This window comes from Acidobacteriota bacterium, assembly GCA_016715115.1.
Classification (GTDB): Bacteria; Acidobacteriota; Blastocatellia; order Pyrinomonadales; family Pyrinomonadaceae; genus JAFDVJ01.
The window spans coordinates 15,088-38,154 of the sequence record JADKBM010000004.1 but is presented as its reverse complement, the minus strand read 5'-3'; the positions used below and the strand labels follow the sequence as shown (position 1 = coordinate 38,154).

Sequence of the window (23,067 nt, the reverse complement as noted above, 5' to 3'; positions counted from 1 at the left end):
TTATGAGCGAGTTTTGGGTCTGGGATTCGAATAATCCCCGAAAAGGAATCGGGAGGACTATGCTTGTCCTAATTTGTTTGACTACTTGTTTTACTGGAATTGTAGCTGTTCTCTATCTTTGGCCTGGATCTGAGCCAATCCAAGTCCAGCCTGTCACGGTCCAGGAGAATCCACCTCCGGATCAGGTGGTTATTGCGTTTTGGAGGTACGCTCAATCAGGGATGGATGCTGAAGCTGAAAAATTGCGGGTAACAACGCCGGTGGGTGGCATCAAGACCGAATCGGTCGGTCCATCATGGCCGAGTATTATTCAAAATGGAAAGCTTCAACTCGAAGAGGTCGAAGTCTTGGAGATTGACCGTAAAGAGGCGATTGTTCGCGGGACAGTAAGGAGAAACGGTAAGGGCGGGATGTATTACATCCATAGAATGATTTTTCTTGACGAAAGGTGGCAGATTGAAGCGATTCACTTTTAGTTCGTATCAGCATTTCTGAAGGGTGTCTGGTCAGCGAACTGTTTCTAGGAAGATGAGGAGACATCGCATTCGTTAACGATTTGTCCGGCGCGCTTGTCGCACAGACATATCCCTCGGGCAGAAAGGTCGAGTTCGACTACAACCGCGATGGCGACATCTCAAGCATCTGGGGAACGACCGCCGCGGGACAGAACCGGCTTTATCTGAACGGGATAACCTACAACGCTGCCGGCCAGATGACCCGGCTGAGGCTCGGGAACGGCAAGTGGGAATCATCGCATTTTGGATTTGCGATTTTGGATTTGCGATTTGTCCGGATAGCTTGAACACCCAGAACAACGGATCGCTTCGAAGCCAGAAGATCACCTTCGCCGGGCTCACGACCGCTTATGATCAGACCTATACTTACGACGATCTCAATCGTCTGAAATCGGCCGAAGAGAAGATCGGAACCACCACGAACTGGAAACAGACGTTCGACGCCGCCAGCACGACGACCATATCGGTTTCAAACACGGTCACCAATCCTTCGGCAAGCACTTCGACGAACAGGCTCAACGGCCATACTTACGATCCCGCCGGAAACCTGACGGTCGATGCCGAGAACAGGCGTTTCGTCTACGACGCCGAAAACCATCAGACAAAGCTTTTCGGAACGGCGAACAACTCGGAAACGCCCGACGCCATTCTCACTACTCGTCCAAGTGATCCAAGACCAGGTATGAAAAAGGACCCTGACAAAGCTACTTCATTTCGAAATACGAGACGAAGGCAGGACTCAGTGAATTGGCTTGCTGCCGGATATGTCGCTTCTATCACGCATCGATGGATTGAGCGAATGTGGATCGAGGTGGATCGAGGTTCCCTAATCTCGTCTAGAATTCTTTTAGGAGAGCGAAGTTGTATGAAACTGAGACTATTGGTAGCGATTTTCGTTATTTGCGTTGGACATGTAGCGTCTGTGTCGGGACAGTCGAGACTTGATAAATTCTCTGTGAAGCAGATATTCTTAGAGACCGATCCCAATCCGCGCTTTGTGTGGCATTACGCAAACACAATTATTTCAATGCCAGAAGAAAGCAACGATAATGAAGTTTCGTGTCTGAAAACGGAACTAATGAACACGGGGCTTTTTAAGAGTATCGAATCAAGGCTCGAAAAATCTAGGACTTTCGATGGCTACAATTTGATCTTGAGCATCAAATACAAATCCGCCGACACAACCTATGCAGTGAGTAAGATTGCACTTGACGGTTTTGAGAGTGTCAACGTATCTAGATTTGAGGAGTTATTAGCCTCGGAGTGTTTGATTGGGAAATCACTTAATCTGAAGACCGGCTATCGGGATTTTGAAAATAGGATAATTGAACTCCTCAAAAAAAGTATCTCGGATGAAGAAGAGCGAGACGAATTCGAGTTCCCATTTTTCTCGCTTAAATTGAATGAAAATAATAATTTGGAAGTCATGGTGATGCCGAAGTTTGCTGGGTGCCCATCGGGATCATTATGAGATGATAGCCAGGAAAAGTGTATGGGTGGGCTAAGAGATACGACGACAACGCGACGCTTCGCGTTTACTATACAGATTCCAAGAGCCGGTCGGTGAAATCAAATCAGCGTCCCCCAACGAACCCGGCAGGACGCTGATGTATTTGCAGTACTTGCGGCTTGCCGCCCGGATGTGCGGAAAGGCTCGGCCTTTCCTTTCAATGTTACCGCAATCCTGCGGCTTTGCCGCAAATTTGCAACGGGCGGCGCAGCCGCGTGGACAGAAGGCCGACCCAGAAAGGCACAGCCTTTCCGCACATCCGGGCGGCAAAGCCGCATTGAGTGGCGTGGATTTAGGCGTCGCCCGCCCGCTGACGCAGGCGGTACTGACTTGCTGATCGTCGGGTTGGCGCGTTGCCGCGGCCACCCGAAAGTCCGAAATTCAGCGAATTTATCCACTTTTCAGACAGCCTCTTAAAATTCAAGGCATCGCTACGCGACTCGGATGGACGGATCGTCGAACCCCAGCAATCGAAAATCCAAAATCCAAATCCAAATTCCAAATTCCAAATTCCAAATTCCAAATTCCAAAATCCAAAATCCAAAATCCAAAATCCGAAATCGAAAATCCGAAATCGAAAATCCGAAATCGAAAATCCGAAATCGAAAATCCGAAATCGAAAATCCGAAATCGAAAATCCAAAATCCGAAATCGAAAATCCAAAATCTAAAATCTAAAATCCAAAAGGGCCGTGATACGCTCGGCAACTTTTTGTTACAATCGGATTTCGTCTGATGGAAGAATTCAAGAAATTCGCCCGATACTACCGACCTTATAAACTGCACTTCGTGTTCGGTGTTCTTTTCATCTTCCTTGGAATGCTCTTCGGGCTCTATGTTCCGTGGCTGATCGGCAGCGCAATCGACGATCTGCGGATCGGCGTTTACAACGAATCGCTGACTCTCGGACGGGTCAGCGCGCACATCGCCGTGATCCTTTTCGTGAGTTTGACGAGCGGCACTTTTCTTTTCTGGCAGCGCCGGCTTCTGATAAACGCCTCGCGGCACATCGAATACGATATGCGGCGCGATTTCTATGCGTCCCTGATCGTTCAGCCGCTCGAGTTTTTCCATAACAACCGCGTCGGCGACCTGATGGCGCGGGCGACGAACGATCTTTCGGCGGTCCGGCAGATCGTCGGACCGATGATCCTTTATTCGTGTCAGGCGATCTTCGCGCTTCTCATCATCCTGCCGATCCTCTTTGGTACGAGCGTCAAACTGACGCTGCTGATGCTTATTCCGATGCCGTTCGTTTCGTTGACGGTGAAGTATCTCGGCGGCCAGATACACGTCAGGTTCGAGAAGATTCAGGAGTATTTTTCGAGCATCACGGCCCGCGCGCAAGAGAATCTGACCGGCGTCCGCGTCATTCGCGCGTACGCGCAGGAAGCGTCGGAGATCGAACGTTTTCAGGAACTTAACCGCGAATACTCGGCGCAGAATCTGCGGCTGGTCAAGTTTTCGGCGGCGATGCGCCCGCTGCTCTACTTTTTCATCGGCCTCGGATTCGTGATCATCGTCGCGTTCGGCGTCCCGATGGCGATCCGCGGCGAGATCACCGCCGGCAACTTCACGTCGTACATTCTTTATCTGCAGCGGATGATCTGGTATCTCATCGCGCTCGGCTACGTCGTCAATCTTTATCAACGGGGAACCGCGAGCCTGAAACGCTTCAACGCGATCCTCGAGACGGAGCCGACGATCCGCGATTCCGAGGCGGCGCGCGAACATCCGCCGATCAAGGGCCGCATCGAGTTTCGGGATCTGACGTTCGCGTACAACGGAAAAAGCGTTCTCAAGAATATCGACCTGACCGTCGAGCAAGGCAAGACCGTGGCGCTTGTCGGCAAGACAGGCAGCGGAAAATCGACGCTCGTCAGTCTCGTCCCGCGCCTGATCGAAGCGCCGGAGGGTTCGATCCTGATCGACGGTGTCGCGATCGGCGATTACAGAATCGAGCAACTCCGAAGATCGATCGGATTCGTTCCGCAGGAAACATTCCTCTTCTCGGATACGATCGCCGAAAATATCTCGTTCGGGGTCGAAAGCGTTGGCAAGGATGACCTCGATCTCGAACCCCTGGATTCGAGGATCGCCCACGCGGCGACGGTTGCGGGCGTTGCGGACGACATCAAGCAGTTTCCGTACAAATATGAACAGCGCCTCGGCGAACGCGGCATCACGCTTTCCGGAGGCCAGAAACAGCGCACGGCGATCGCGCGCGCGGTGATGCGCGATCCGCGGATACTGATCCTCGACGATTCGCTGTCGGCGGTCGACACGTACACCGAGGAGACGATCCTCCACAATCTGCGCGACGTCCGCACGGATCGCACGACGCTGATCGTCTCGCACCGCGTCTCGACGATTCGCGACGCCGATCTGATCTGCGTTCTCAACGACGGCAGGATTGTTGAACGCGGAACGCACGACGAACTGCTGAAACTCGGCGGCGAGTACGCCGAACTCTACGAGCGGCAACTTCTGGAAGAAGAACTCGAAGCAACGGAATGATCGGATTTGCGATTTTCGATTTTCGATTTGCGATTTGCGATTGGAATTTCGCCCGATTCCTGGAATCTGGAATCTTGGAATCCGGAATCGGGAATCCTGAATCCTGAATCGTGAATCGGCGCAATCGCAATTCGCAAATCGAAAATTGAAAATGAAAAGAACGGTAGAAGAACAATTCAGGACGCTTGCGATCGTTTGGGGAGTGCTCCTCCTTTCGCAGTTTATGTTCGTTTTCGTCCTCTCGCAGGCGAAACCCGAGGTGTTTCGGTTCGACGCGAACGCGCCGGTCCTTGGCGGGAACGCGGCGATCGTCATCGTGATGGCGTTGCTCGCGCTCGTCAATTTCGCTCTGTCGCACGTCATCAAACGGCGTTGTTTCGAACAGGCGATCGTCGAGAAAAAGCCTCAGCTCGTTCAAACCGGCATCATCATCGGATGCGCTTTCTGCGAGGCGATCTCGATCTTCGGAATGGTCCTCGCCTTTCTGTTTGCGTATCAGTACTTCTTCGTCTGGTTCGGCCTCGGAATTCTCGGCATACTGTCCCACATCCCGCGCCGCAAAGATCTCTACGCCGCCGCCGGAATGTAAACTCAAAAAACTACTCGAATCGGCAAAGAAACCAAAACGCGATCTCGTGCAACCAAGAGTTTGAATACTAAAGTTGGCGCGCATCGGGAACTTTACTCCCCCGCGCGGTGTCAAATCGATCAAACGCCTGATTCAAGGGAACGGCCCGCCGCGTTCCCGCCCGCTTTTTGAAGGAGATTCTTATGCGCACGATTTCAACGTTCTTTGTCATTCTCGTTCTGTCGGTTTTCACGATTCTCGCGCAGCGTACCGATCAGGGAACGCTCGGTGCCGTTTCCAAATCCGGGAACGGACTCGGAGACTGTCCGCTCAAACACACAAAGGTCAGCACAGACATCAGCGGATTTCTGGCGCGCGTCACGGTCGTTCAGGAATTCGAGAATTCGTTCGCGGAACCGATCGAGGCCGTCTACACGTTCCCGCTCTCGCAGAATTCGGCCGTTGATTCGATGACGATGACGATCGGAACGCGGACGATTCGCGGAACGATCATGAAACGCGTTGAAGCGCGGAAGATCTACGAAGCGGCGAAAAACGACGGGAAAACGGCGAGTCTGCTTGATCAGGAACGTCCGAACGTCTTCACTCAATCGGTCGCGAACATCCTTCCGGGCGAAAAGATCGTCGTCGAGATCAGCTATGTCGAGACGCTCAAATACGACGACGGTTCGTACGAATTCGTCTTTCCGATGACCGTCGCGCCGCGCTATTCGCCGGGTTCAGTCGCTGATTCGAGCAGGATCTCACCGGTTTATGCCGAAACGCGGCCCGGGCACGACATATCGATCGAGGTCAACCTCAACGCCGGCGTTCCGGTCGAATCGATCCGCTCGACCTCGCACGAGATCGACACGCTCGCGCTCGGCGCCGCGGGCGGGAAGATCACGCTCAGGGACGCGGAGACGATCCCGAACAAGGATTTCATTCTCCGTTACGACGTTACGGGAAAGCGCATTGAAGACGCGATTCTCACGCATCGCGGGCCAAGCGGAGGGTTTTTCACGATGATCCTGCAGCCGCCCGACGAGCCGCGCGTCGAGGATATGATGCCGAAAGAGATCGTTTTCGTGCTTGACGTTTCGGGCTCGATGTCCGGCTTCCCGATCGAAAAAGCAAAGGAAGCGATCCGACTTTCGCTCGACGGGCTCTATCCGCACGATACATTCAATCTCGTCACGTTTGCCGGCGACACGGACGTCTTGTTCGACAAGCCAGTGCCCGCAACGCGCGCGAATCTTGACCGGGCGATGGCGTTTCTCGAGTCGGAGGGCGGCGGCGGCGGAACGGAAATGATGAAAGCGATCACGGCCGCGCTTGCGCCGACGGATTCGCAGGAACATATCCGGATCGTGTGCTTTATGACCGACGGGCTCGTCGGCAACGAGGCCGAGATCATCGCCGAAGTTCGGAAACACAAAAACGCGCGCGTCTTTAGTTTTGGGATCGGCGATTCTACGAACCGTTATCTGCTCGACCGGATCGCCGAAGCGGGCCGCGGCGAGGCTGAATACGTTTCACTTTCGGGCGACGGTTCGTTGGCGGCGCGGAAGTTCTACGAGCGCGTCAGGACACCGCTCCTGACCGATATCTCGATCAATTGGAACGGCCTGCCGGTTTCGCAGGTCAATCCCGCGCGCGTCGGGGATCTCTTTTCGGCGAAACCGGTCCTTATTCAGGGCCGGTACGCAAAAGCCGCGTCCGGAAAACTCAGTATCAGGGGAAAGCTCGGCGGACGCGAATATGTTCGCGAGATCGAGGTCAATCTCCCGGAATCCGAACCCGCGAACGCCGTTCTAGCGACGCTTTGGGCACGCACCAGGATCGATCAGCTGATCGCGGACAGCACATTCTACAATTCCGACGAGGAAGAATCGTTCGTGAAAATGCCGCGCGCAACGCAGGCCGAGATCACGAACATCGGACTTAAGTTCGGAATCATGACGGAGTTCACGTCGTTCGTCGCCGTTGAGGAACAGGTCCGCACCAATGGCGGAAAATCAAGGACGGTTCTTGTGCCGTCGGAGGTCGGCGAGGGAATCGATCCGTCGGTCGGCGACGCCAGGAATCAGACCGTAACTCGCAGTTACAACTTGCCGAGGACGGTCGCCAACGTTGCCGGCGTCGCTCTTGGACGGGGTCAGGGGTCGGGAAATGGTGTGGGCGACGGTTCTGAAGACACGGACACCATCGCCCCGAAACTCGTATCCGGCGGCGTCGTCAACGGCAAGGCGATAAACCTCGTTAAGCCCTCTTATCCGGCCGCCGCGCTCGCTGTCCGGGCAAACGGCGCTGTTACCGTTGAGATTATCATCGACGAGCAGGGCAAGGTCGTTTCGGCGGCCTCCATTTCAGGTCATCCTCTGTTGCGGGCCGCCGCAGTCCGTGCCGCGCTTCAGTCAGAATTCTCGATCACCTTGATCGGCGGTCAACCGACAAAAGTAAGTGGGGTAATCGTTTACAATTTTGAGGCGAACCAAACGCCGGTCGCCAAGGACTCTCCGATCCGAGCGGAAAAGCGCCTGACGGCCGAGGAGTTCGAGGCGATCCGCCGCGCTGTCGAAGAACGCGAAGCCGAAAACCGGCGTCAGGCGGTTGAGGCTGAAAGGACGCTCTTTATCGAGCAAAAACTGCATTTTTGGGTCTTCGCCCTCTACGAGCGACTTGAAAAGGGTCAGGCCGCACCGGCGCCGAACGAAACGAAGTTCGTCCGCGACGGCCGCGCGGCGCTTGAGATCGAAGTTACCGATCTCTCTCGCCAAACGCTCGACCGTTTGCGCGGCATCGGATTCGTGATCGAATCGACCGGGCCCGCAGCCGCGAAGAAACCGATCGTCACCGGCTGGATTCCGATCGAGAAGATCAGGGAAATGATCGGCGTCGCTGAGGTCCGATTGATCGTTCCAAAGGTTCTTTGATCTCAGACATCTTAGACCAAGGATTTGAACGTGGATTCCGGAAAATAATTCGGCTGGCAATCAACGGTTCCCGGTACCCACTGAATTCGTTTTCGAGCTGGCTAATCGAAGCTTCTGAGAAGAATCACATCGCGCTCCTGTTTTCCGCGGGCGATCGCAAGCTGCTTTCGGTCCGGCGACCAGGAGATTCCAAAAATCCTCGTATTCGGGATAGTCATAACCGTACGTGCTTCGGATGATTCGTCGAGTGTCCGGCGCTGAACCATACCACCTTCGCGTGTGTTCACAACATAATCGTAGGCAGATCCGTCAGCAGTCCATAGAAACGTCCCGCCCAACAACGGAAGCGTATGGATCTTGACTCGATTCTGCTCGCGCAACGAGACCACGCCGAGTTCGGTCGTTCTTCGTGGCGCGTCATCATCGCCGACGTCGGCAATATTGTGGAACGCCAGATAATTGCCGTCAGGCGACAGAGAAAGAAGAGTGTTGGGAGAGAATTTGCCTTGTTCGGTGATCGTTTCCGTTTTGCCGTCCACCAGAGATTTTCGACTGACGAAATTGCCGTTGCCGTTTCGTTGTACGTAATAAAGCCAACTGCCGTCAGCCGAGATCGTCGGATAGAACTCCTCTTCCTTCTCGGAAAACGTGATTTGGGTCGGGTTTTCGCCTTTGATCCCGATCCTCCAAATATGCCTTTTCCCGCTCCGGTTTGACTCGAAAAAGATATATTGCCCATCGGACGAAACGGCCGGATTTACGTTGTTTGAACCGGCGTTCCGTGTGAGTTGCTGACTCAAGCCGTCACTCGGACGCACCGACCAAAGATCGATGTCGCCGGTAACGCGAGAAGCGAAAATGATGCTCCCGTCGGGCGCCCACGCCATTCCGGCATTGCCGTCACGATTGAGATTGCCGGTCGTCAATTGCCGTTGATTCTCCGGATCGTCGGCCGGCGCGACCCAAAGATGCGAATAGAAGGTTTGCTGCTCGGCGATCAGGTTTTTCCCGTCAGCCGACAAAGAAATGTGACGATAGATGTTCAGGTCATTCGTGATGCGCCGGAGTTCGCCGCTCGGCAGACTCATCCGCCAAAGCTGAAAGAACCGCCCCTTTTCGCGACCGACGATCAAGATCCCGTCGCCTTTCGCGGTCCATACCGTCTGCTCGATCTGGACAAAGCGCGGCGTGTTCTGTTTCTTGGCCTCACCGGTCTCAACATCGACGACGTAGATCGTCGAAGTCGGGCGTTCCTGCGCAACGATCACGATACTCTTGCCATCAGGCGACCACGCCGGGAACCCTGTGTGGTAGAACGAGTTGGGCGAATCCCGTTCGACCAAGGTTCGTTCTTCCGTTGTCAATGCATCCTTGACCTTTAACGCCCATTTGCCGGATTTGGGAAAGTGGCGAATGAACGAAAACCGCTTCCCGTCAGGTGCAATTCCAACGGAGCTCCACGAATTCTCGAGAACGGCGCGCGCCGCGCCGCCGAAGCGAGAGACCTGAAAGACATCGCCGGCGGCATTGGTTCGCCGGTCGTTGCGGAAAAACAGGTTTTCGCCGTCGGGCGAGAACTGCAGATTCCCGAAATCGTTTTGATCGACAATGTTGAGCCGGAGGAGACTTCCCGTGCTGACGTCCTGCAAATGAATCGCGCCGTCGCGAACAAACGCGATCGACTTGCCGTCCGGTGAAATGACCGGCGAAGCAATGTCACCGGTGAACGTCAAACGTTGAAACGAGACATTTTCAACGGGTGCATTCGACGCCGTCGCTGAATTCAGGAATTTGACGGCCGCAAGTGCCAGCAAAGCAGTCGTGACCAGAATCGTCATAACCACGATGGCGACCTTGAGGCGGTTGAAGGATGCACGACGGTTCGTCGCCGGCGCGTCCGAATCTGGCTCCTCGCATACCGGAGTTTCGCCGTTTGTGATCGGAATCGCGATCCGGAAGCCGCGGCGGGGAACTGTTTCGATGATGTTCTCACCGTCCCGGCCCGTGCCCAATGTTCGGCGCAACATATAAACGCTCTGAGTGAGATTGCTTTCTTCGACGAACGCCTCGGCCCACACCCTGTCCATTATTTGGTTCTTTGAGACGATCCGTCCCTGGTTCTCGACCAGCAGACTCAGTACTTCGAAGACCTTCGGTGGAAGTGAGACGGTTTCCCCGCATTTCCATAGCAGCTTCTCGTCGACGTCAAGCCGGAAATCGCCGAAGGTGAATGTCTTTGGGGAAACTTCGCTCATTCTTGATAGCCAATTGATACAAAATTGAAATTTTCTTTAGGACTAAATAGCATTTTTTAGCCCAAAATTCCATTTGCGTATTTCAGTATTTGGTATCGATGAATCCGATCTCGATCAAAAATCTCTTGCGGTTCGCCTTTTTGGCTGCACTTGTCGCGGCACCAACTTCGTGCTTGAAGCGCCAAGCCGTCGCGATCTCGGATGTCTGCCTTGAAGACAACGAAACGATCGTCCGAATCACGGGCTTTCTCCGCCGGTCGAGCGGTTCACCAGGTGATGAATCAGGTTCGACCCTTCTGGTTGAGAACAGTAACGGAACCGGTCGATTCATTGAGGTTCAGTTTGATCACCAAATCGCAGACACCTTGAACCGAGAAGTGGCGATCAAGGGAAAGATCCTAAAGAAAGAGAATTCTTGCCTGGTCAAAGCTGAAATCATTGAAAACCCTTAGAAAAACAGGAGTCATTTTTTGTAATGCGCAAAAAACTGATGCACTCGATGATCGTAATGCTCGCTTTCGTTTCGGTTGCCATCGCCGCGATTGCGGGGAGTCTTGACAGACGCTTTGATACGGACGGACGACTGATCGCCGTCAACGGCAGTATCCAGAATTTCGGAGCCGGTTCCGACCAACTCGTCCCGGCGGCTTTCCTGCAATGAACCCGAGCATTTCAAATGCGTCGACACTAACTTTGAATGGAGACAAATGTGATGAAACAACTTCTTCTAATGATTCTGACCGGAATGCTTTCGGTTTCAATTTTTGCCCAAGCTGACCTGAAAACGAAGATTGACGCAAATCTGATGTTTGCCGGCAAGGACATTCAGCGCGCCATCGATGATCCCAAAAACAGCACGTCGGATGACGTGCAGAAACTGCTCTTCGAACCCGAGGTTTGGAAGGCGGAACTCGCGAAGATCATCAACGCGACGCCCGATCAGTTTCCTTCGAACTGGCGCTCGACGGTTCAGGACCGGTTGGATCAACTTTCGAAACTGATCAACGACGGCGCAACGACGCGGAGTTGGGTCGCGCCTCCATTCAGCCGTCCGGCCGAGGAGAGTATGGCGAAGACGAAGTTTCTCGCCTACTACAAAGGCGCTACTGTCCTGAAGATCGGATCGAATTACAAGGACTGGAATATGTTCAAGAACTCGCTCGGTATCCCGACGAATCGTTTCGTACGCGGAATCGCGCTCCTCAAGATTCCGAAACGGCCCTTCTGCCAGGTCCAGGAGTGGATCGTCAAACAAACCTATGCCGGTGGCCGATGGTCGGCGGCAAAGGTTGAGAGTTTCGGCGGCGGCGGCGTCTTTGTGAAGTGCGAGTAGAGATTTCGAGATCGCTCCGTTCTGATGCGATCTCACGGCAAAAGACAACAAACTACAAAAGGAGATTTTTAATGAAAAGTATAATCTGCGCGACGCTGATCGCGCTCATATGGATGCTCGCGGCGTGCGGCGGCGGTTCGGCAAAGCTGAGTGTAAAGACCGGCGGAAAGGATGTCGCGATGGACATCAAAACCGGAATGGCAAGCTTCGGCAATGTCATTTCGACGTCGCCCGGCAAGCCGAATATCCAGACGTTTTCGCACAGCATCTATCTGGCGAATTTTGAGATGGATACGACGAGCGTCGCGACAATGAAAAAGCCGCTCTCGTCACCGGAGCAAATTCGAATACTGATCGGGCTGCAGGGCGAAGAAGGAACAAAGGACGACTCGCCGTTCAAGGTCGGGACATACACCCTGAAATCCGAGCGCTTCAACAAAGTCAGTACGGTGATGATCACAACGTTCGCCGACGGCAAAGAAAAATCCGATAGCTTCGACACGATGTCCAGCATGTCAAAAGCCGACGGTGAAGTTAAGATCACGACGGTCACCGCCGATTCAGTCAGCGGCGAGATCAACGTCACCGAAGGCGACAGGTCGGTGAAAGGAACATTTACGGCAAAATTGCCCAAAAAGTAACAATGAGGAGAATAAGAATGAAAAGAAATGTTTCCCTGGTTTTGGCTTTGGTTCTCGCCATCCTTCCTGTTTCGGCGTTCGATCAACCCTATATGAAAGCGGCGAAGGTTGACCTCAATCAGGCAATGAGTTCGTTGAGAAAAGCAACGCCTGACAAGGGCGGCCATCGCGAGAACGCTATGAATCTTGTGAGTCGAGCGATCACGGCCGTGTCGAACGGAATCGACTACGACGAAACGAACCCCAACAATCGGCGGCGGCGGAACGATTCCGTGGCCGATGAAAACCGGACGATTCCCGTCGCCGATCAGCCGAATATGAGGGCGGCGAAAGAGCATTTGAAAGACGCGCTCGCCAATCTCGAGAAAGCGACGGCGGACAAAGGCGGCTTTCGTGTCGACGCGATGCGGCTGGTGCGTGAGGCGATCGACGAAACCCAAAAAGGAATCGATTACGATCGTCAAAACTGACTTCGGTTGTCTATGGATTCAAGCCCGCAATCGGTTAATATAAAAGAATAATAACCCCCCGAAGTTCTTTGTTTTTGACGCCCGGAAGGACTGCTCGCTGGGCGTGTTTTTGGAGTGAAACCTATGATCAAAAATCTTTTGGCAATTACAGTTTTCGCCTTCGCGTTGAGTGCGTGCGGCGGGACAACGGAGCCGGCGAACAACGCAAAGCCGGCGGATAACACAAAACCCGCCAACGCGGCTGCGGCAAAACCGACGATCGACCCGAACTACCAGGCGACTTTCCCGTTCAAGGAATTCCCGACCGTTGATACGACCGCAAAGGCCGGCGAGGTCGTGCTCGTGCCGTCGTATAACTGGCTTCAAGAAGCGAATATCAACGGCGCGGACAAGACGACGATGATCTGGTATTCCCAGAAAATGTCGGCCCCGGGCGCGGAAATGTCGGAAGTCGAGTTTATGTCCGACAAAAAGAAGGTTCCGAATGCCTACATCGTCGCGATTCCCGCAGGCGCCAAAGCGAAAAAGGGTGACATCGTCCTGACGTGGTGGCAGTCCGGTTCGGGAATGCAGCGCGCGATCGTCGTCGATGACGCCAATCCGGCGGAACCGACGGTTCGCTATCTCGATCTCGACTACGATAATCCGGCGAAATCGAAAGACGGCAAAACGAGCATCGGACAGATGGACGAACAGCTTAAGCCGAATTCCTTCGCGATTATAAATGCGCCACTTTCACCGGGAACTTCGGTGGCGGTTCAGGACGGCGACAAGATGAAACACGCGGTCGTCATCCGCGTTGCCGGCGACAAGGTCTTCGTCCGCGAATTCGCCGGTAAGATCGCCGTTTACGACCGTTCGCGCTGTACCGGCGTGCCGATCGTTCCGGCCGTCAAGGAAGGCGACAAGGTCAAGGGCGTGTGGGTCGGTTCGTTCGAAAACGGTACCGTTTCCAAGGTCGACGCCCGCAACGGCCGCGTTTTCATCAACTTCGATGTCGACAAGAAAGAAAAAGCCGTCGCCTTCGGGGATGTGATGAAGTAAGCCGTGAGCGGTGAGCCCTGAGCGGTGAGCAGTGAGCGGTGAGCGGTGAGCGGTGAGCAGTGAGCGGTGAGCGGTGAGCAGTAAGCAGTGAGCAGTAAGTTTTCAGTTCTCAGTTTTCAGTTCTCAGCCATTGCTCACCGCTCACCGCTCACTGCTCACTGCTTACTGCTCACTGCCAGCACGAACCGCTTCAATTTCTTGTCCCGAAATTCGTACCTTCCGGTGTAGTCGAATTTTGACTTGACGCCCTTTTCGTCGGTGATCTCGACATCGGCGATCTCATAAATGTACACGTCGCGCTCATTCTCGGTCGCGCGCTTTGTCGGTTCACCCTTCTTTTTGATGAGATCCTTCGGCCCGACGCGACTGTCCCGGGCGAGGTTCGGAACGCCTATGATCGCCGCTGCGACGGAAGGTTTGAAACCGACGAAGATCTTCGATTCGGTTACGAAATGGCCCACTTTTTCGAGATAGTTATGCGCCTTTTGATAACTGGTGCCGACTGTGAAGACCTCGATCTCGACGATCATAAACGGATCGTCGAATGACGCCGCCGTCAGTTTCAAAACCGATTTGCCGAGATCGTTGTAAAAATAGTACGCCGTGCGGCCCTGTTCGTCGGTGGTCGGCAAATACGTCGTCAGAAATGCTCGCGCCGATGCACGGTCCCCGAGTTTGACATCGTTGATGCTCATCTCGGGCGTCGATTGGCCGAAAACCCAAGTCGAAAACAGGATCAAGGTGAAAAGAAGCGAAACCGGAAAATTACGAAACAGCATATTAGATACTCCTCGGACAGGCGGGAAATTCGGGGACGGAATTGAATTCCGTATCTCAAGTCTAGCAAAACCGGAGATCGTTTGTAACCACCAAAAAAAGAAGCGAAACGCCCATTGGCGGTTCGCTTCGTGTTAAATCGTGTACGTCCGCGGTTATTCCCCGCCCGAATCCTCCGAAATGCTCAGCACAAGTTCGCCGTCCTTTTCTTCGACCAGGGCGCTGCCGCCTTCGGTGAGCTTTCCGAAAAGAATTTCGTTCGCCAGCGGCTGTTTGATCTTTTCGTGGATCAGACGCGACATCGGACGCGCGCCATAGCGCGAGTCAAAGCCATTCTTCGCGAGCCATTCACGAGCCGTGTCATCGAGCTGGACGAGCACGCGCTTTTCGAAAAGCTGGCCGTTGAGTTCGCGGATGAACTTGTCGACGATGTTCTTGATGACGTCAAACTCGAGCGCCTTGAACGGCACCCAGGCATCGAGTCGATTGCGAAACTCGGGTGTGAATGTACGCTCGATGACGCCTTTCGCCTGGCCTTTCGATTCAGCCTGATTTCTGAAACCGACGCCGCCGGACGAGAGTTCGCGCGCTCCGGCGTTGGTCGTCATTATCAGGATGACATTTCGAAAATCGGCCTTTTTGCCGTTGTTGTCCGTCAAAGTCGCGCTGTCCATCACCTGCAGCAGCAGGTTGAACAGATTCGGATGCGCCTTTTCGATCTCGTCAAGCACGAGTACAGAATGCGGGTGTCGCATTATCGCTTCGGTCAGCAGTCCGCCCTGTTCGAATCCAACGTATCCCGGCGGCGCGCCGATCAGACGCGAGATCGTGTGAGGCTCGGCATATTCGCTCATATCGTAGCGCAAAAACTCAATGCCGAGTTGCTCCGCCAGTTGTTTTGATACCTCGGTTTTGCCGACTCCGGTCGGGCCGGAGAACAAGAAAGATCCGACCGGCTTTGTTTCGTGGCCGAGACCGGCGCGCGAGATCTGGATCGCGTCGACGATCTTTTCGATTGCCTCGTCCTGTCCGAAAATTACCTTCTTGAGATCCTCTCGGAGCGTTTTCAAGCGGTCTTTCTCGTCCGCGACAACCGTTTTCGGCGGGATTTTCGCCATCCGCGCGATCGTGCTTTCGACCATCTGAACCGTCACGAACGGCGGTCGCGATTCCGCCGGCAAGAGCTTCGTCGCCGCGCCGACCTCGTCGATGATGTCGATCGCCTTGTCGGGCAAAAACCTGTCGTTGATGTACTTGCCCGCCAATTCGGCCGCGACCTTCAATGATTCTTCGGAGTATTTGATGCCGTGATGTTCCTCATAAAACTTCTTCAAGCCTTTCAGAATCTCAAAGGTTTCATTGACCGACGGTTCGTTGATCTCGATCTTTTGAAAACGCCGCGCCAGCGCGCGGTCGCGTTCGAACGCGGATTTGTACTCGGCGAACGTCGTCGAACCGATGCACCGCAGTTCGCCGTTCGCGAGCGCCGGCTTAAGGATGTTCGAAGCGTCCATCGCGCCGCCGGAAACCGCGCCGGCGCCGACGATCGTGTGGATCTCGTCGATGAAGAGGATCGAGTTCGGTTCCTTCTTGAGATCGACGATGATCGACTTGAACCGTTCTTCAAAATCGCCGCGGTAACGTGTTCCGGCGAGCACCGCGCCCATATCGAGCTGAAAAACCTTCGCGTTCTTGATCTCGTCGGGCACGTCGCCTTCGGCTATCTTGAGCGCCAAACCCTCCGCGAGCGCCGTTTTCCCGACTCCCGGCTCCCCGACGTAGAGCGGATTGTTCTTCTTGCGCCGGCAGAGGACCTGGATCGTGCGTTCGATCTCCGCTTGGCGTCCGATGATCGGATCGATTTTGCCTTCGCGCGCGAGAGCGACCAATTCTTCGGTGTATGCTTCAAGCGGCTTCTTGCGTTTCGGTCGTGCGGCGCGTTCTTCGGCAAACTCCTCGTCTTCCAACTCAGGATCGAAGGGAAGTTCGAAATCGTCGATCTTCGAGATTCCGTGCGCCACGTAGTTCAGGATGTCGAGCCGCGTAATTCCTTGCTGCAAAAGAAGATAGACCGCATAGGACTGTTCCGCCTGATAAAGCGCGGCAAGCATATTCGCGCCATCGATGTTCTTTTGGCCGCTGCCTTCGGCCTGCAGGATCGCGTACTGAATGGTGCTTTGAAACGTCGAAGTCAGCTCCGGCATAAGCTGAACGCCTTCCGGGACCTTCTCCAGAACTTCGCCGAAGTAGTCTTCGAGCAATTCCGTGATCTCTTCAAACTTAGCCCCGCAGTTCAGCAAAACGTCACGGGCGGCCCGGTCTTCGAGCAGCGCGAACAGCAAATGCTCGAGCGTCACATATTCGTGTTTCCGCTTGACGGCTTCGTCAACGGCCAAACTCAAGGTTTCTTCTAATTCTCTGGTTAACATAAAGCGTTAATTCAACGAGCCGCCTGATGGCGAGACTCCGAACACAGTTTACTCTTCTTCAACGGTGCACAAAAGCGGATATTCGCGCGCGCGGGCGAGGTTCATCGCCTTTTCGGCCTTCATCGTCGCGACTTCGTAGGAATAAACGCCCGCGATGCCGAGCCCATCGTTATGAACCTGGAGCATCACCGCGACAGACTCGGCTTCGTTTCGCAAGAAGACGTGCATCAGGACGAAAACGACGAATTCCATCGTCGTGAAATCGTCATTATGCAACAGCACCTTGAAGAGTTTCGGCTTCTCGGCGCGAACCTTTTTGTCGGTCAGAACTTCGCCTTCAAGGTCGCTGTCTGGAAATTCGGCCATAGGAAAAATTTAGCACAACGACGCCGAAATGACATAAATGTTTTCACAGTCCTTGAGGCTTCGGGTTTTGCGCCCTTTTTGTGTAGAATTTCCGCTATGAGAGTTTTTGTGATCTTGCTTCTTGCAATCGGTTTTCTGTCCAGCCTTGCCTGTCGTCCTGCGGCGAAGCCGGTTGCGATCGGCAACAAACCCGTGTCGATCAACGAACAGCCGACGACGAACCAGCCGCAATTGCCGCCGTCCAAACCGATCGAAGAGATGACCTGGACGAAATTCGACGGTAAGACCGGCGAGATCGGCGCCGAACAGAAGATGAAAAGCCTGAACGGAAAGGTTGTGATCCTCGATTTTTGGGCGACGTACTGCAAGCCGTGCATCGAAATGATCCCCCATCTGAAGAAGCTCCGGCAAAAGCATCCGGATTCGCTCGAAGTCGTCGGACTCCACGTCGGCGGCGGAGAGGATTTTCCGAACGTCCCGGCGTTTGTCGAACGACTGAAGATCGATTACCCGCTCGGCACGCCCGAAAGTGAGTTGTCGAGGTTTGTCTTCGGCGACCGGACCGAAATTCCCCAGACGGCAATTTTCGATCGGCAGGGAAAACTCGTCAAGAAAATGATCGGATTCGATCCGACGATCGAAAAGGAGATCGACGAAGCAGTTGAAAAGGCGGTCAATCAAAAATAGATGACGACCGATCCAAGATCCGCAATCCCCAATCCAATATCGCTATGAGGGACATTCCCGTCGGAAATGGTTCGCTTCTCGTCACGTTTGACGACAAATACCAGATCCGCGACATCTACTTTCCGCACGTCGGCCAGGAAAATCACACCGAGGGGTTTCCGTTTCGTTTCGGCGTTTGGGCCGACGGCGAGTTTTCGTGGGTTTTTGAGGACGGATGGAAACGTAAGCTTAAGTATCTTAAGGAGACGCTCGTCACCGATGTCCGGCTCATCAACGAGAAACTCGGAATCGAGATCGTCTGCAACGACACAGTCGCGAGCCACGAGAATATTTTCCTGCGCAAGGTCCGCGTCAGCAATCTCCTCGACAAGAAACGCGACGTGCGCATTTTTCTGCATCACGATTTTCGAATTTCGGAAAACAAGATCGGCGACACGGCATTTTACGATCCGGAGAGTTTCGCGCTCATTCATTACAAAAAGAACCGCTATTTTCTGATCAATTCGAGCCCGCCGTTTGACCGTTTTTCCACCGGTCGCAAGGCGTTTCGCGATCAGGAAGGCACGTGGCGCGACGCTGAAGACGGCGAATTGCACGGCGTCGCGATCACCGAAGGATCGGTCGATTCGACGGTTCAATTCAATTTCTCGCTCGAAGCACAGGGCGTTGGTGACTTCTACTATTGGATCGCGGTCGGCGAGTCGCACGACGAGGTCTGGCGGCTGAATGAGTATGTCAAGACCCGGACGCCCAGGGGCCTGCTCAACTACACCGAGAACTTCTGGCGCGCCTGGGTCAACAAGAACGATGTCGAATTCGACGGGTTGAGCCCGAAGATCATCGATCTATACAAGCGCTCGCTGCTTGTCATCAAGACGCAGATCGACAACTGCGGGTCGATCCTCGCGGCCAACGATTCCGATGTCGCCGAACGCGCGACGGACCACTACAGTTATCTTTGGACGCGCGACGGAGCGTTGGTGGCCAATGCGCTCGACCTTGCGGGATATCCGTCGCTGACCCGGAACTTTTTTGCTTTTTGCGCGCATATCGTTCACGAGGACGGCTATTTCCTTCAGAAGTACAATGCCGACGGAACCGTCGCCTCCGGTTGGCACGCGAGTTGGGACGCCTGGGCGCAACGCAAGCTGACGCCGATCCAGGAAGACGAAACGGCGCTTGTTCTATGGGCGCTTTGGGAACACTATGACAAGTACCGCGAGATCGAATTCGTGCATCGGCTCTACCATAAACTGATCCTCAAATGCGCCGATTTCCTGGTCAGTTTCCGCGATCCGGAAACCGGGCTTCCGAGACCGAGCTGGAATCTTTGGGAAGACCGTCGCGGAATTCACACGTTCACTTGTGCGACGGTCGTCGGCGGACTTCGCGCGGCGGCGAATTTCTCACGGCTTTTCGGCGAGAACGACCGCGCCGTCAGTTACGACGAGGCCGCGGACGAGGTCGTCGCCGCGATGCGGGAGCATCTTTACAGCAAAGAACTCGGGCGTTTCCTGCGCTCGCTCGAAACGCAGGATGACGTCAATTTCCGGGCCGACACGACGGTCGGCGCTTCGATGTTCGCAGCCTTCTTTTTCGGCGCGTTCGACGCGAATGATCCGTTGATAGAGTCGACGATGCGCGCCGTCGAAGCGAGACTCTGGATCCCGACCGCGATCGGCGGCGTTGCCCGTTTCGAGTATGACGCCTATATGCGCGTCACCAACGACGTTACCGGAAACCCCTGGTTCATCTGCACATTGTGGCTGGCGTCGTACAGGATCGCGATCGCGAAATCGGTCGAAGACCTCAAAGGCGTCCTCGAGATCCTTGAATGGACCGCCGAACGCGCATTGCCATCCGGCGTGCTCGCAGAGCAGATCAATCCTTTGACCGGCGAACCTGTGTCAGTTTCACCGCTGACGTGGTCGCATTCCACGTTTGTCGAGACCGTCGCCAGTTATTTGAAAAAGCTGCGGCACCTGAGTCAATAGTTGAAAATTGAAAATTGTTGATTGATAATGCTCGAAACCCGCCTCAAATCGTTATTTGATAATTGAAAGTCGATAATTCAACAAAGGAGAAACCTCATGAAGAAAAACATATTGCTTGAAAAATCTTACAATTTTGCCTTACGGATCGTTCGTCTTTGCCGTTTTTTGCAGGACGAGAAGAAAGAATACGTGATCTCGAAACAATTGCTTTATTCCGGAACGAATGTCGGTGCATTTGTCGAGGAGTCGCAGCAGGGAGAAGACCGGCCGGATTCTGTGCATTTGCTGACGCAGGCAAACAAAAGCGCCACGAAGACAAAAATTTTTGGCTGCGGCTGATACGCGACAGCAATTACTTGAACGAAACTATGTTTCAATCGGTTTTCGATGATTGCGTCGGACTGCAAAAGATCCTGGTGCGGACGATCATCACCACCGAACCAACAGCTTTCAATTATCAAATATAGACTTGAGGCAACAGACGATGCCCCGAAACTGGACCGAAAACAAGCTTCGAAATTTCATCTCCGCCGAGATCGAGGAATCGCTGACGCTCGAGTACAAGTCGGCCGAAGCGCTTGATCGCACAGAGTTCAAAAAGAAAGAGATAACCAAGGATGTCTCGGCAATGGCGAATTCGGCCGGCGGCGTGATCGTTTACGGCATCGCCGAATCGTCGAATCCGGAAAAGCGTCATCTGCCGGAACGGATCGTTCCGGTAAACCGTCTTGAGTTTCCGCGCGAATGGCTGGAGCAGATCATTCAGGCGATCCGGCCGCGGATCGACGGGATCGTCATTCATTCGGTTCAAATCGGTACCGGCGATTCGGACGTCGCGTACGTGATCGAAATTCCGCAGTCGAACACCGCGCACCAAGCTTCGGATCATCGTTATTACAAGCGGTTTAACTTTCAGAGCGTGCCGATGGAAGATTACGAAGTGCGTGACGTCATCTTTCGCGAAACGGCCCCGAACATCGCGATCAGGTTTCTTGTCGAGATCAACGACGAGTCGCGCAATCTGCTGATCGAAGCGCGCAACAATGGCTCGGCGTTCGCTCGCTACATCGCGTGTTTTTTGGACGTTCCGACACCGATGCTCGAGAAGGTTGATCACAAAATGAGCCTCAAGGACGGCGGAAAGTATTATCGACATCGGTTGACCAACCTGAATCAGGAATTCGCCGACGAGCAGTTTCGGGCCGATTTTCCATTGCTTCGTTCGATGACGATGCATTGGAAGATAGCGCTGAATGAGAAATTCGACGGATTGCGGTCATCGGACCTGGCGCTGAAATGGAAGATCTACGCGGATAATTCGCTGCCGAAGGAAGGAAGGACTCTGGTGCGCGAAATCGAGGTGGTCGATTTGAGAAAGACCACGTTGAAAGCGTAACATCAGATTTCAATTGCTCGGTGCGCCGCCTCTTGGCGGAACTCCAAGCGCGGATTCTATGGGAAGAGCAAAAATACTCGCGACACTCGGACCGGCCACGAGTTCGCAGGAAATCATTGAAAAGATGATCGAGGCCGGACTCGATGCGGTTCGGATCAATATGTCGCACGGCAACACGGGCGAACACGAGGAACGTATTCGCATCGCGCGGTCGGCCGCCGAAAAACTCGAACGGCCGCTCGCGATCCTCGTCGATCTTTCGGGTCCGAAGATCCGCACCGGCGTGCTCCGCGAAGCAAAGCCCGTGGTGCTCGTGCGCGGCGCCCAGTTCGTGCTTACGTCGCGCGATGTCGAGGGGAGCGCGGCCGAAGTTTCGACCAATTACAAGGAAATTCCCAAACTCGTCAGACCCGGAGACAAGATTCTGCTCGACGACGGCGCGCTCGAACTCCGCGTCGTCGCCGTCACCGAAACCGACGTCGTCACCGAAGTGATCGACGGCGGCATACTGTCCGAACGAAAGGGCATCAATCTTCCGAACACCAAACTTCCGATTCCGAGTTTGACCGAGAAGGATCGCCGCGATCTTGAATGGGCGATGACGCAGGATGTCGATTACATCGCGCTCTCGTTCGTTCGTGAGGGCAAGGACTGCGCCGAGGTGCGCGAGTTGATCAAGCAGATGAACACGCGCAAATGGGGACGTCCGATGCTCGTCGCGAAGATCGAAAAAGCAGAAGCGATTGAAAATCTCGACGATATCCTGAAAGAGACTGACGGCGTGATGGTCGCGCGCGGCGATCTCGGCGTTGAGACGAGCGCGGAACTCGTTCCGGTCTATCAGAAACGCATCATCGAAAAGGCGGTTAATGCCGACAAATTCGTCATCACGGCGACGCAGATGCTCCAGTCGATGGTCGACAACCCGCGCCCGACGCGCGCCGAAGCGTCCGACGTCGCGAACGCCGTCTGGGACGGAACCGACGCGGTGATGCTTTCGGCTGAAACGGCGTCCGGAAAGTATCCGGTAGAATCGGTCGAGACGATGGAGCGGATCATCACCACCGCCGAGTCGGTCAAGACGACGAAACTCCGTCGGCAGATCAAGTTTACGGAAGCGCCGACCGGCCGAACGTCGCAGGCGATCTGCAAAGCCGCGGCGATCTGCGCCCAGGAGATGCTGACCGAAAAGATCGCGGTTTTTACGGAATCGGGTTTGATGGCGCGTCGTTTGTCATCGGTTCGGTCTGGACTTTCGACGTTTGCGCTGACGAATACGCGTGAGGTCTACAACCAACTCTCGCTGATCTGGGGCGTCGAACCGCTCCTCCACGAAATCGGCGAAACGACGGAACAAATGCTGTCTGACGGCGAAGCGACGTTGCTCAGAGCGCACGTCGTTGAAAAGGGCGAGACGATAGTGATGATGGCCGGACGCCTGTCCGGGCTCGGACTCTCGAGCTCGGTCGTCGTCTGGACGATCGGCGAGGATCTGGCGAAGCGATAATGGATAGTGCAACTCAGTGCAACCGAGTGCATAGTGCATAGTGCAGAGTGCATAGTGCAGAGTGCATAGTGCAGAGTGCATAGTGCAGAGTGCATAGTGCAGAGTGCATAGTGCAGAGTGCAT

Annotated in this window: 21 protein-coding genes; 16 read left to right on the top strand and 5 right to left on the bottom strand. The window is 54.3% G+C overall.

Features of this window, described 5'->3' with window-relative positions:
* Positions 1–2: 2 nt before the first annotated feature.
* The 6 genes from IPN69_02425 to IPN69_02400 all read left to right on the top strand — a co-directional run bounded on the left by IPN69_02425 (position 3) and on the right by IPN69_02400 (position 8,045).
* Positions 3–476, top strand: coding sequence for a hypothetical protein (locus IPN69_02425; protein MBK8809569.1), 474 nt, complete (start codon positions 3–5; stop codon positions 474–476).
* Between the two features lie 80 nt (positions 477–556).
* On the top strand, positions 557–802 hold the full coding sequence (locus IPN69_02420) for a hypothetical protein (protein ID MBK8809568.1): 246 nt from the start codon (positions 557–559) through the stop codon (positions 800–802).
* Positions 742–1,986 (top strand): hypothetical protein, encoded by a 1,245-nt coding sequence (locus IPN69_02415; GenBank protein MBK8809567.1) that lies wholly within the window; start codon positions 742–744, stop codon positions 1,984–1,986. The genes IPN69_02420 and IPN69_02415 overlap by 61 nt, the downstream gene beginning before the upstream one ends.
* A gap of 773 nt (positions 1,987–2,759) precedes the next feature.
* Positions 2,760–4,541: an ABC transporter ATP-binding protein gene (locus IPN69_02410; protein MBK8809566.1), complete on the top strand. Its 1,782-nt coding sequence runs from the start codon at positions 2,760–2,762 to the stop codon at positions 4,539–4,541.
* A 151-nt stretch (positions 4,542–4,692) separates the two neighbouring features.
* Positions 4,693–5,130 (top strand): hypothetical protein, encoded by a 438-nt coding sequence (locus IPN69_02405; protein ID MBK8809565.1) that lies wholly within the window; start codon positions 4,693–4,695, stop codon positions 5,128–5,130.
* 182 nt (positions 5,131–5,312) lie between these two features.
* Positions 5,313–8,045 carry a TonB family protein gene (locus IPN69_02400; protein ID MBK8809564.1) on the top strand — a complete coding sequence of 911 codons (2,733 nt, stop codon included), beginning with the start codon at positions 5,313–5,315 and terminating at the stop codon, positions 8,043–8,045.
* 101 nt (positions 8,046–8,146) lie between these two features.
* Here IPN69_02400 and IPN69_02395 read toward each other — a convergent pair whose 3' ends face one another.
* Both IPN69_02395 and IPN69_02390 read right to left on the bottom strand, forming a co-directional pair.
* Positions 8,147–10,300: a PD40 domain-containing protein gene (locus IPN69_02395; GenBank protein MBK8809563.1), complete on the bottom strand. Its 2,154-nt coding sequence runs from the start codon at positions 10,298–10,300 to the stop codon at positions 8,147–8,149.
* A gap of 82 nt (positions 10,301–10,382) precedes the next feature.
* Positions 10,383–10,631 (bottom strand): hypothetical protein, encoded by a 249-nt coding sequence (locus tag IPN69_02390; GenBank protein MBK8809562.1) that lies wholly within the window; start codon positions 10,629–10,631, stop codon positions 10,383–10,385.
* Positions 10,632–10,775: 144 nt separating this feature from the next.
* Here IPN69_02390 and IPN69_02385 point away from each other — a divergent pair, with 144 nt between their 5' ends.
* The 5 genes from IPN69_02385 (at position 10,776) to IPN69_02365 (ending at position 13,788) form a co-directional block, all read left to right on the top strand.
* Positions 10,776–10,961 (top strand): hypothetical protein, encoded by a 186-nt coding sequence (locus tag IPN69_02385; GenBank protein MBK8809561.1) that lies wholly within the window; start codon positions 10,776–10,778, stop codon positions 10,959–10,961.
* A 51-nt stretch (positions 10,962–11,012) separates the two neighbouring features.
* Entirely contained in the window at positions 11,013–11,633 is a 621-nt protein-coding gene (locus tag IPN69_02380; GenBank protein MBK8809560.1) for a hypothetical protein, read from the top strand.
* Positions 11,634–11,704: 71 nt separating this feature from the next.
* Positions 11,705–12,274, top strand: coding sequence for a hypothetical protein (locus tag IPN69_02375; GenBank protein ID MBK8809559.1), 570 nt, complete (start codon positions 11,705–11,707; stop codon positions 12,272–12,274).
* A gap of 17 nt (positions 12,275–12,291) precedes the next feature.
* The gene (locus IPN69_02370; protein ID MBK8809558.1) at positions 12,292–12,744 is read left to right on the top strand and encodes a hypothetical protein; all 453 of its coding nucleotides are present in this window, start codon (positions 12,292–12,294) and stop codon (positions 12,742–12,744) included.
* 123 nt (positions 12,745–12,867) lie between these two features.
* Complete coding sequence (locus IPN69_02365) at positions 12,868–13,788, top strand: hypothetical protein (protein MBK8809557.1); 921 nt, start codon at positions 12,868–12,870, stop codon at positions 13,786–13,788.
* A gap of 155 nt (positions 13,789–13,943) precedes the next feature.
* Here IPN69_02365 and IPN69_02360 read toward each other — a convergent pair whose 3' ends face one another.
* The 3 genes from IPN69_02360 to IPN69_02350 form a co-directional block, all read right to left on the bottom strand.
* Entirely contained in the window at positions 13,944–14,567 is a 624-nt protein-coding gene (locus tag IPN69_02360) for a hypothetical protein (GenBank protein ID MBK8809556.1), read from the bottom strand.
* Positions 14,568–14,720: 153 nt separating this feature from the next.
* Positions 14,721–16,994, bottom strand: a complete 2,274-nt coding sequence (gene clpA / locus IPN69_02355) for an ATP-dependent Clp protease ATP-binding subunit ClpA (protein MBK8809555.1) — start codon at positions 16,992–16,994, stop codon at positions 14,721–14,723.
* Between the two features lie 48 nt (positions 16,995–17,042).
* On the bottom strand, positions 17,043–17,360 hold the full coding sequence (locus tag IPN69_02350) for an ATP-dependent Clp protease adaptor ClpS (protein MBK8809554.1): 318 nt from the start codon (positions 17,358–17,360) through the stop codon (positions 17,043–17,045).
* 108 nt (positions 17,361–17,468) lie between these two features.
* Between IPN69_02350 and IPN69_02345 the strand changes: the two genes are divergently transcribed.
* The 5 genes from IPN69_02345 (at position 17,469) to pyk (ending at position 22,944) form a co-directional block, all read left to right on the top strand.
* Complete coding sequence (locus IPN69_02345) at positions 17,469–18,047, top strand: TlpA family protein disulfide reductase (protein ID MBK8809553.1); 579 nt, start codon at positions 17,469–17,471, stop codon at positions 18,045–18,047.
* Between the two features lie 44 nt (positions 18,048–18,091).
* Positions 18,092–20,041 carry a glycoside hydrolase family 15 protein gene (locus tag IPN69_02340; GenBank protein ID MBK8809552.1) on the top strand — a complete coding sequence of 650 codons (1,950 nt, stop codon included), beginning with the start codon at positions 18,092–18,094 and terminating at the stop codon, positions 20,039–20,041.
* Between the two features lie 96 nt (positions 20,042–20,137).
* Positions 20,138–20,380 (top strand): four helix bundle protein, encoded by a 243-nt coding sequence (locus IPN69_02335; protein ID MBK8809551.1) that lies wholly within the window; start codon positions 20,138–20,140, stop codon positions 20,378–20,380.
* A gap of 145 nt (positions 20,381–20,525) precedes the next feature.
* Positions 20,526–21,437, top strand: a complete 912-nt coding sequence (locus tag IPN69_02330; protein ID MBK8809550.1) for an ATP-binding protein — start codon at positions 20,526–20,528, stop codon at positions 21,435–21,437.
* A gap of 58 nt (positions 21,438–21,495) precedes the next feature.
* Positions 21,496–22,944: a pyruvate kinase gene (pyk, locus tag IPN69_02325; protein MBK8809549.1), complete on the top strand. Its 1,449-nt coding sequence runs from the start codon at positions 21,496–21,498 to the stop codon at positions 22,942–22,944.
* Positions 22,945–23,067 lie beyond the last annotated feature (123 nt).

What these genes read in the sequence shown, in the direction of transcription:
- IPN69_02425 (MBK8809569.1), top strand. Translation starts at nt 3, where the DNA reads ATGAGCGAGTTTTGGGTCTGGGATTCGAATAATCCCCGAAAAGGAATC.
- IPN69_02410 (MBK8809566.1), top strand. Translation starts at nt 2,760, where the DNA reads ATGGAAGAATTCAAGAAATTCGCCCGATACTACCGACCTTATAAACTG.
- IPN69_02405 (MBK8809565.1), top strand. Translation starts at nt 4,693, where the DNA reads ATGAAAAGAACGGTAGAAGAACAATTCAGGACGCTTGCGATCGTTTGG.
- IPN69_02400 (MBK8809564.1), top strand. Translation starts at nt 5,313, where the DNA reads ATGCGCACGATTTCAACGTTCTTTGTCATTCTCGTTCTGTCGGTTTTC.
- IPN69_02395 (MBK8809563.1), bottom strand. Translation starts at nt 10,300, where the DNA reads ATGAGCGAAGTTTCCCCAAAGACATTCACCTTCGGCGATTTCCGGCTT.
- IPN69_02390 (MBK8809562.1), bottom strand. Translation starts at nt 10,631, where the DNA reads ATGAATCGACCGGTTCCGTTACTGTTCTCAACCAGAAGGGTCGAACCT.
- IPN69_02385 (MBK8809561.1), top strand. Translation starts at nt 10,776, where the DNA reads ATGCGCAAAAAACTGATGCACTCGATGATCGTAATGCTCGCTTTCGTT.
- IPN69_02380 (MBK8809560.1), top strand. Translation starts at nt 11,013, where the DNA reads ATGAAACAACTTCTTCTAATGATTCTGACCGGAATGCTTTCGGTTTCA.
- IPN69_02375 (MBK8809559.1), top strand. Translation starts at nt 11,705, where the DNA reads ATGAAAAGTATAATCTGCGCGACGCTGATCGCGCTCATATGGATGCTC.
- IPN69_02370 (MBK8809558.1), top strand. Translation starts at nt 12,292, where the DNA reads ATGAAAAGAAATGTTTCCCTGGTTTTGGCTTTGGTTCTCGCCATCCTT.
- IPN69_02365 (MBK8809557.1), top strand. Translation starts at nt 12,868, where the DNA reads ATGATCAAAAATCTTTTGGCAATTACAGTTTTCGCCTTCGCGTTGAGT.
- IPN69_02360 (MBK8809556.1), bottom strand. Translation starts at nt 14,567, where the DNA reads ATGCTGTTTCGTAATTTTCCGGTTTCGCTTCTTTTCACCTTGATCCTG.
- clpA (MBK8809555.1), bottom strand. Translation starts at nt 16,994, where the DNA reads ATGTTAACCAGAGAATTAGAAGAAACCTTGAGTTTGGCCGTTGACGAA.
- IPN69_02350 (MBK8809554.1), bottom strand. Translation starts at nt 17,360, where the DNA reads ATGGCCGAATTTCCAGACAGCGACCTTGAAGGCGAAGTTCTGACCGAC.
- IPN69_02340 (MBK8809552.1), top strand. Translation starts at nt 18,092, where the DNA reads ATGAGGGACATTCCCGTCGGAAATGGTTCGCTTCTCGTCACGTTTGAC.
- IPN69_02335 (MBK8809551.1), top strand. Translation starts at nt 20,138, where the DNA reads ATGAAGAAAAACATATTGCTTGAAAAATCTTACAATTTTGCCTTACGG.
- IPN69_02330 (MBK8809550.1), top strand. Translation starts at nt 20,526, where the DNA reads ATGCCCCGAAACTGGACCGAAAACAAGCTTCGAAATTTCATCTCCGCC.
- pyk (MBK8809549.1), top strand. Translation starts at nt 21,496, where the DNA reads ATGGGAAGAGCAAAAATACTCGCGACACTCGGACCGGCCACGAGTTCG.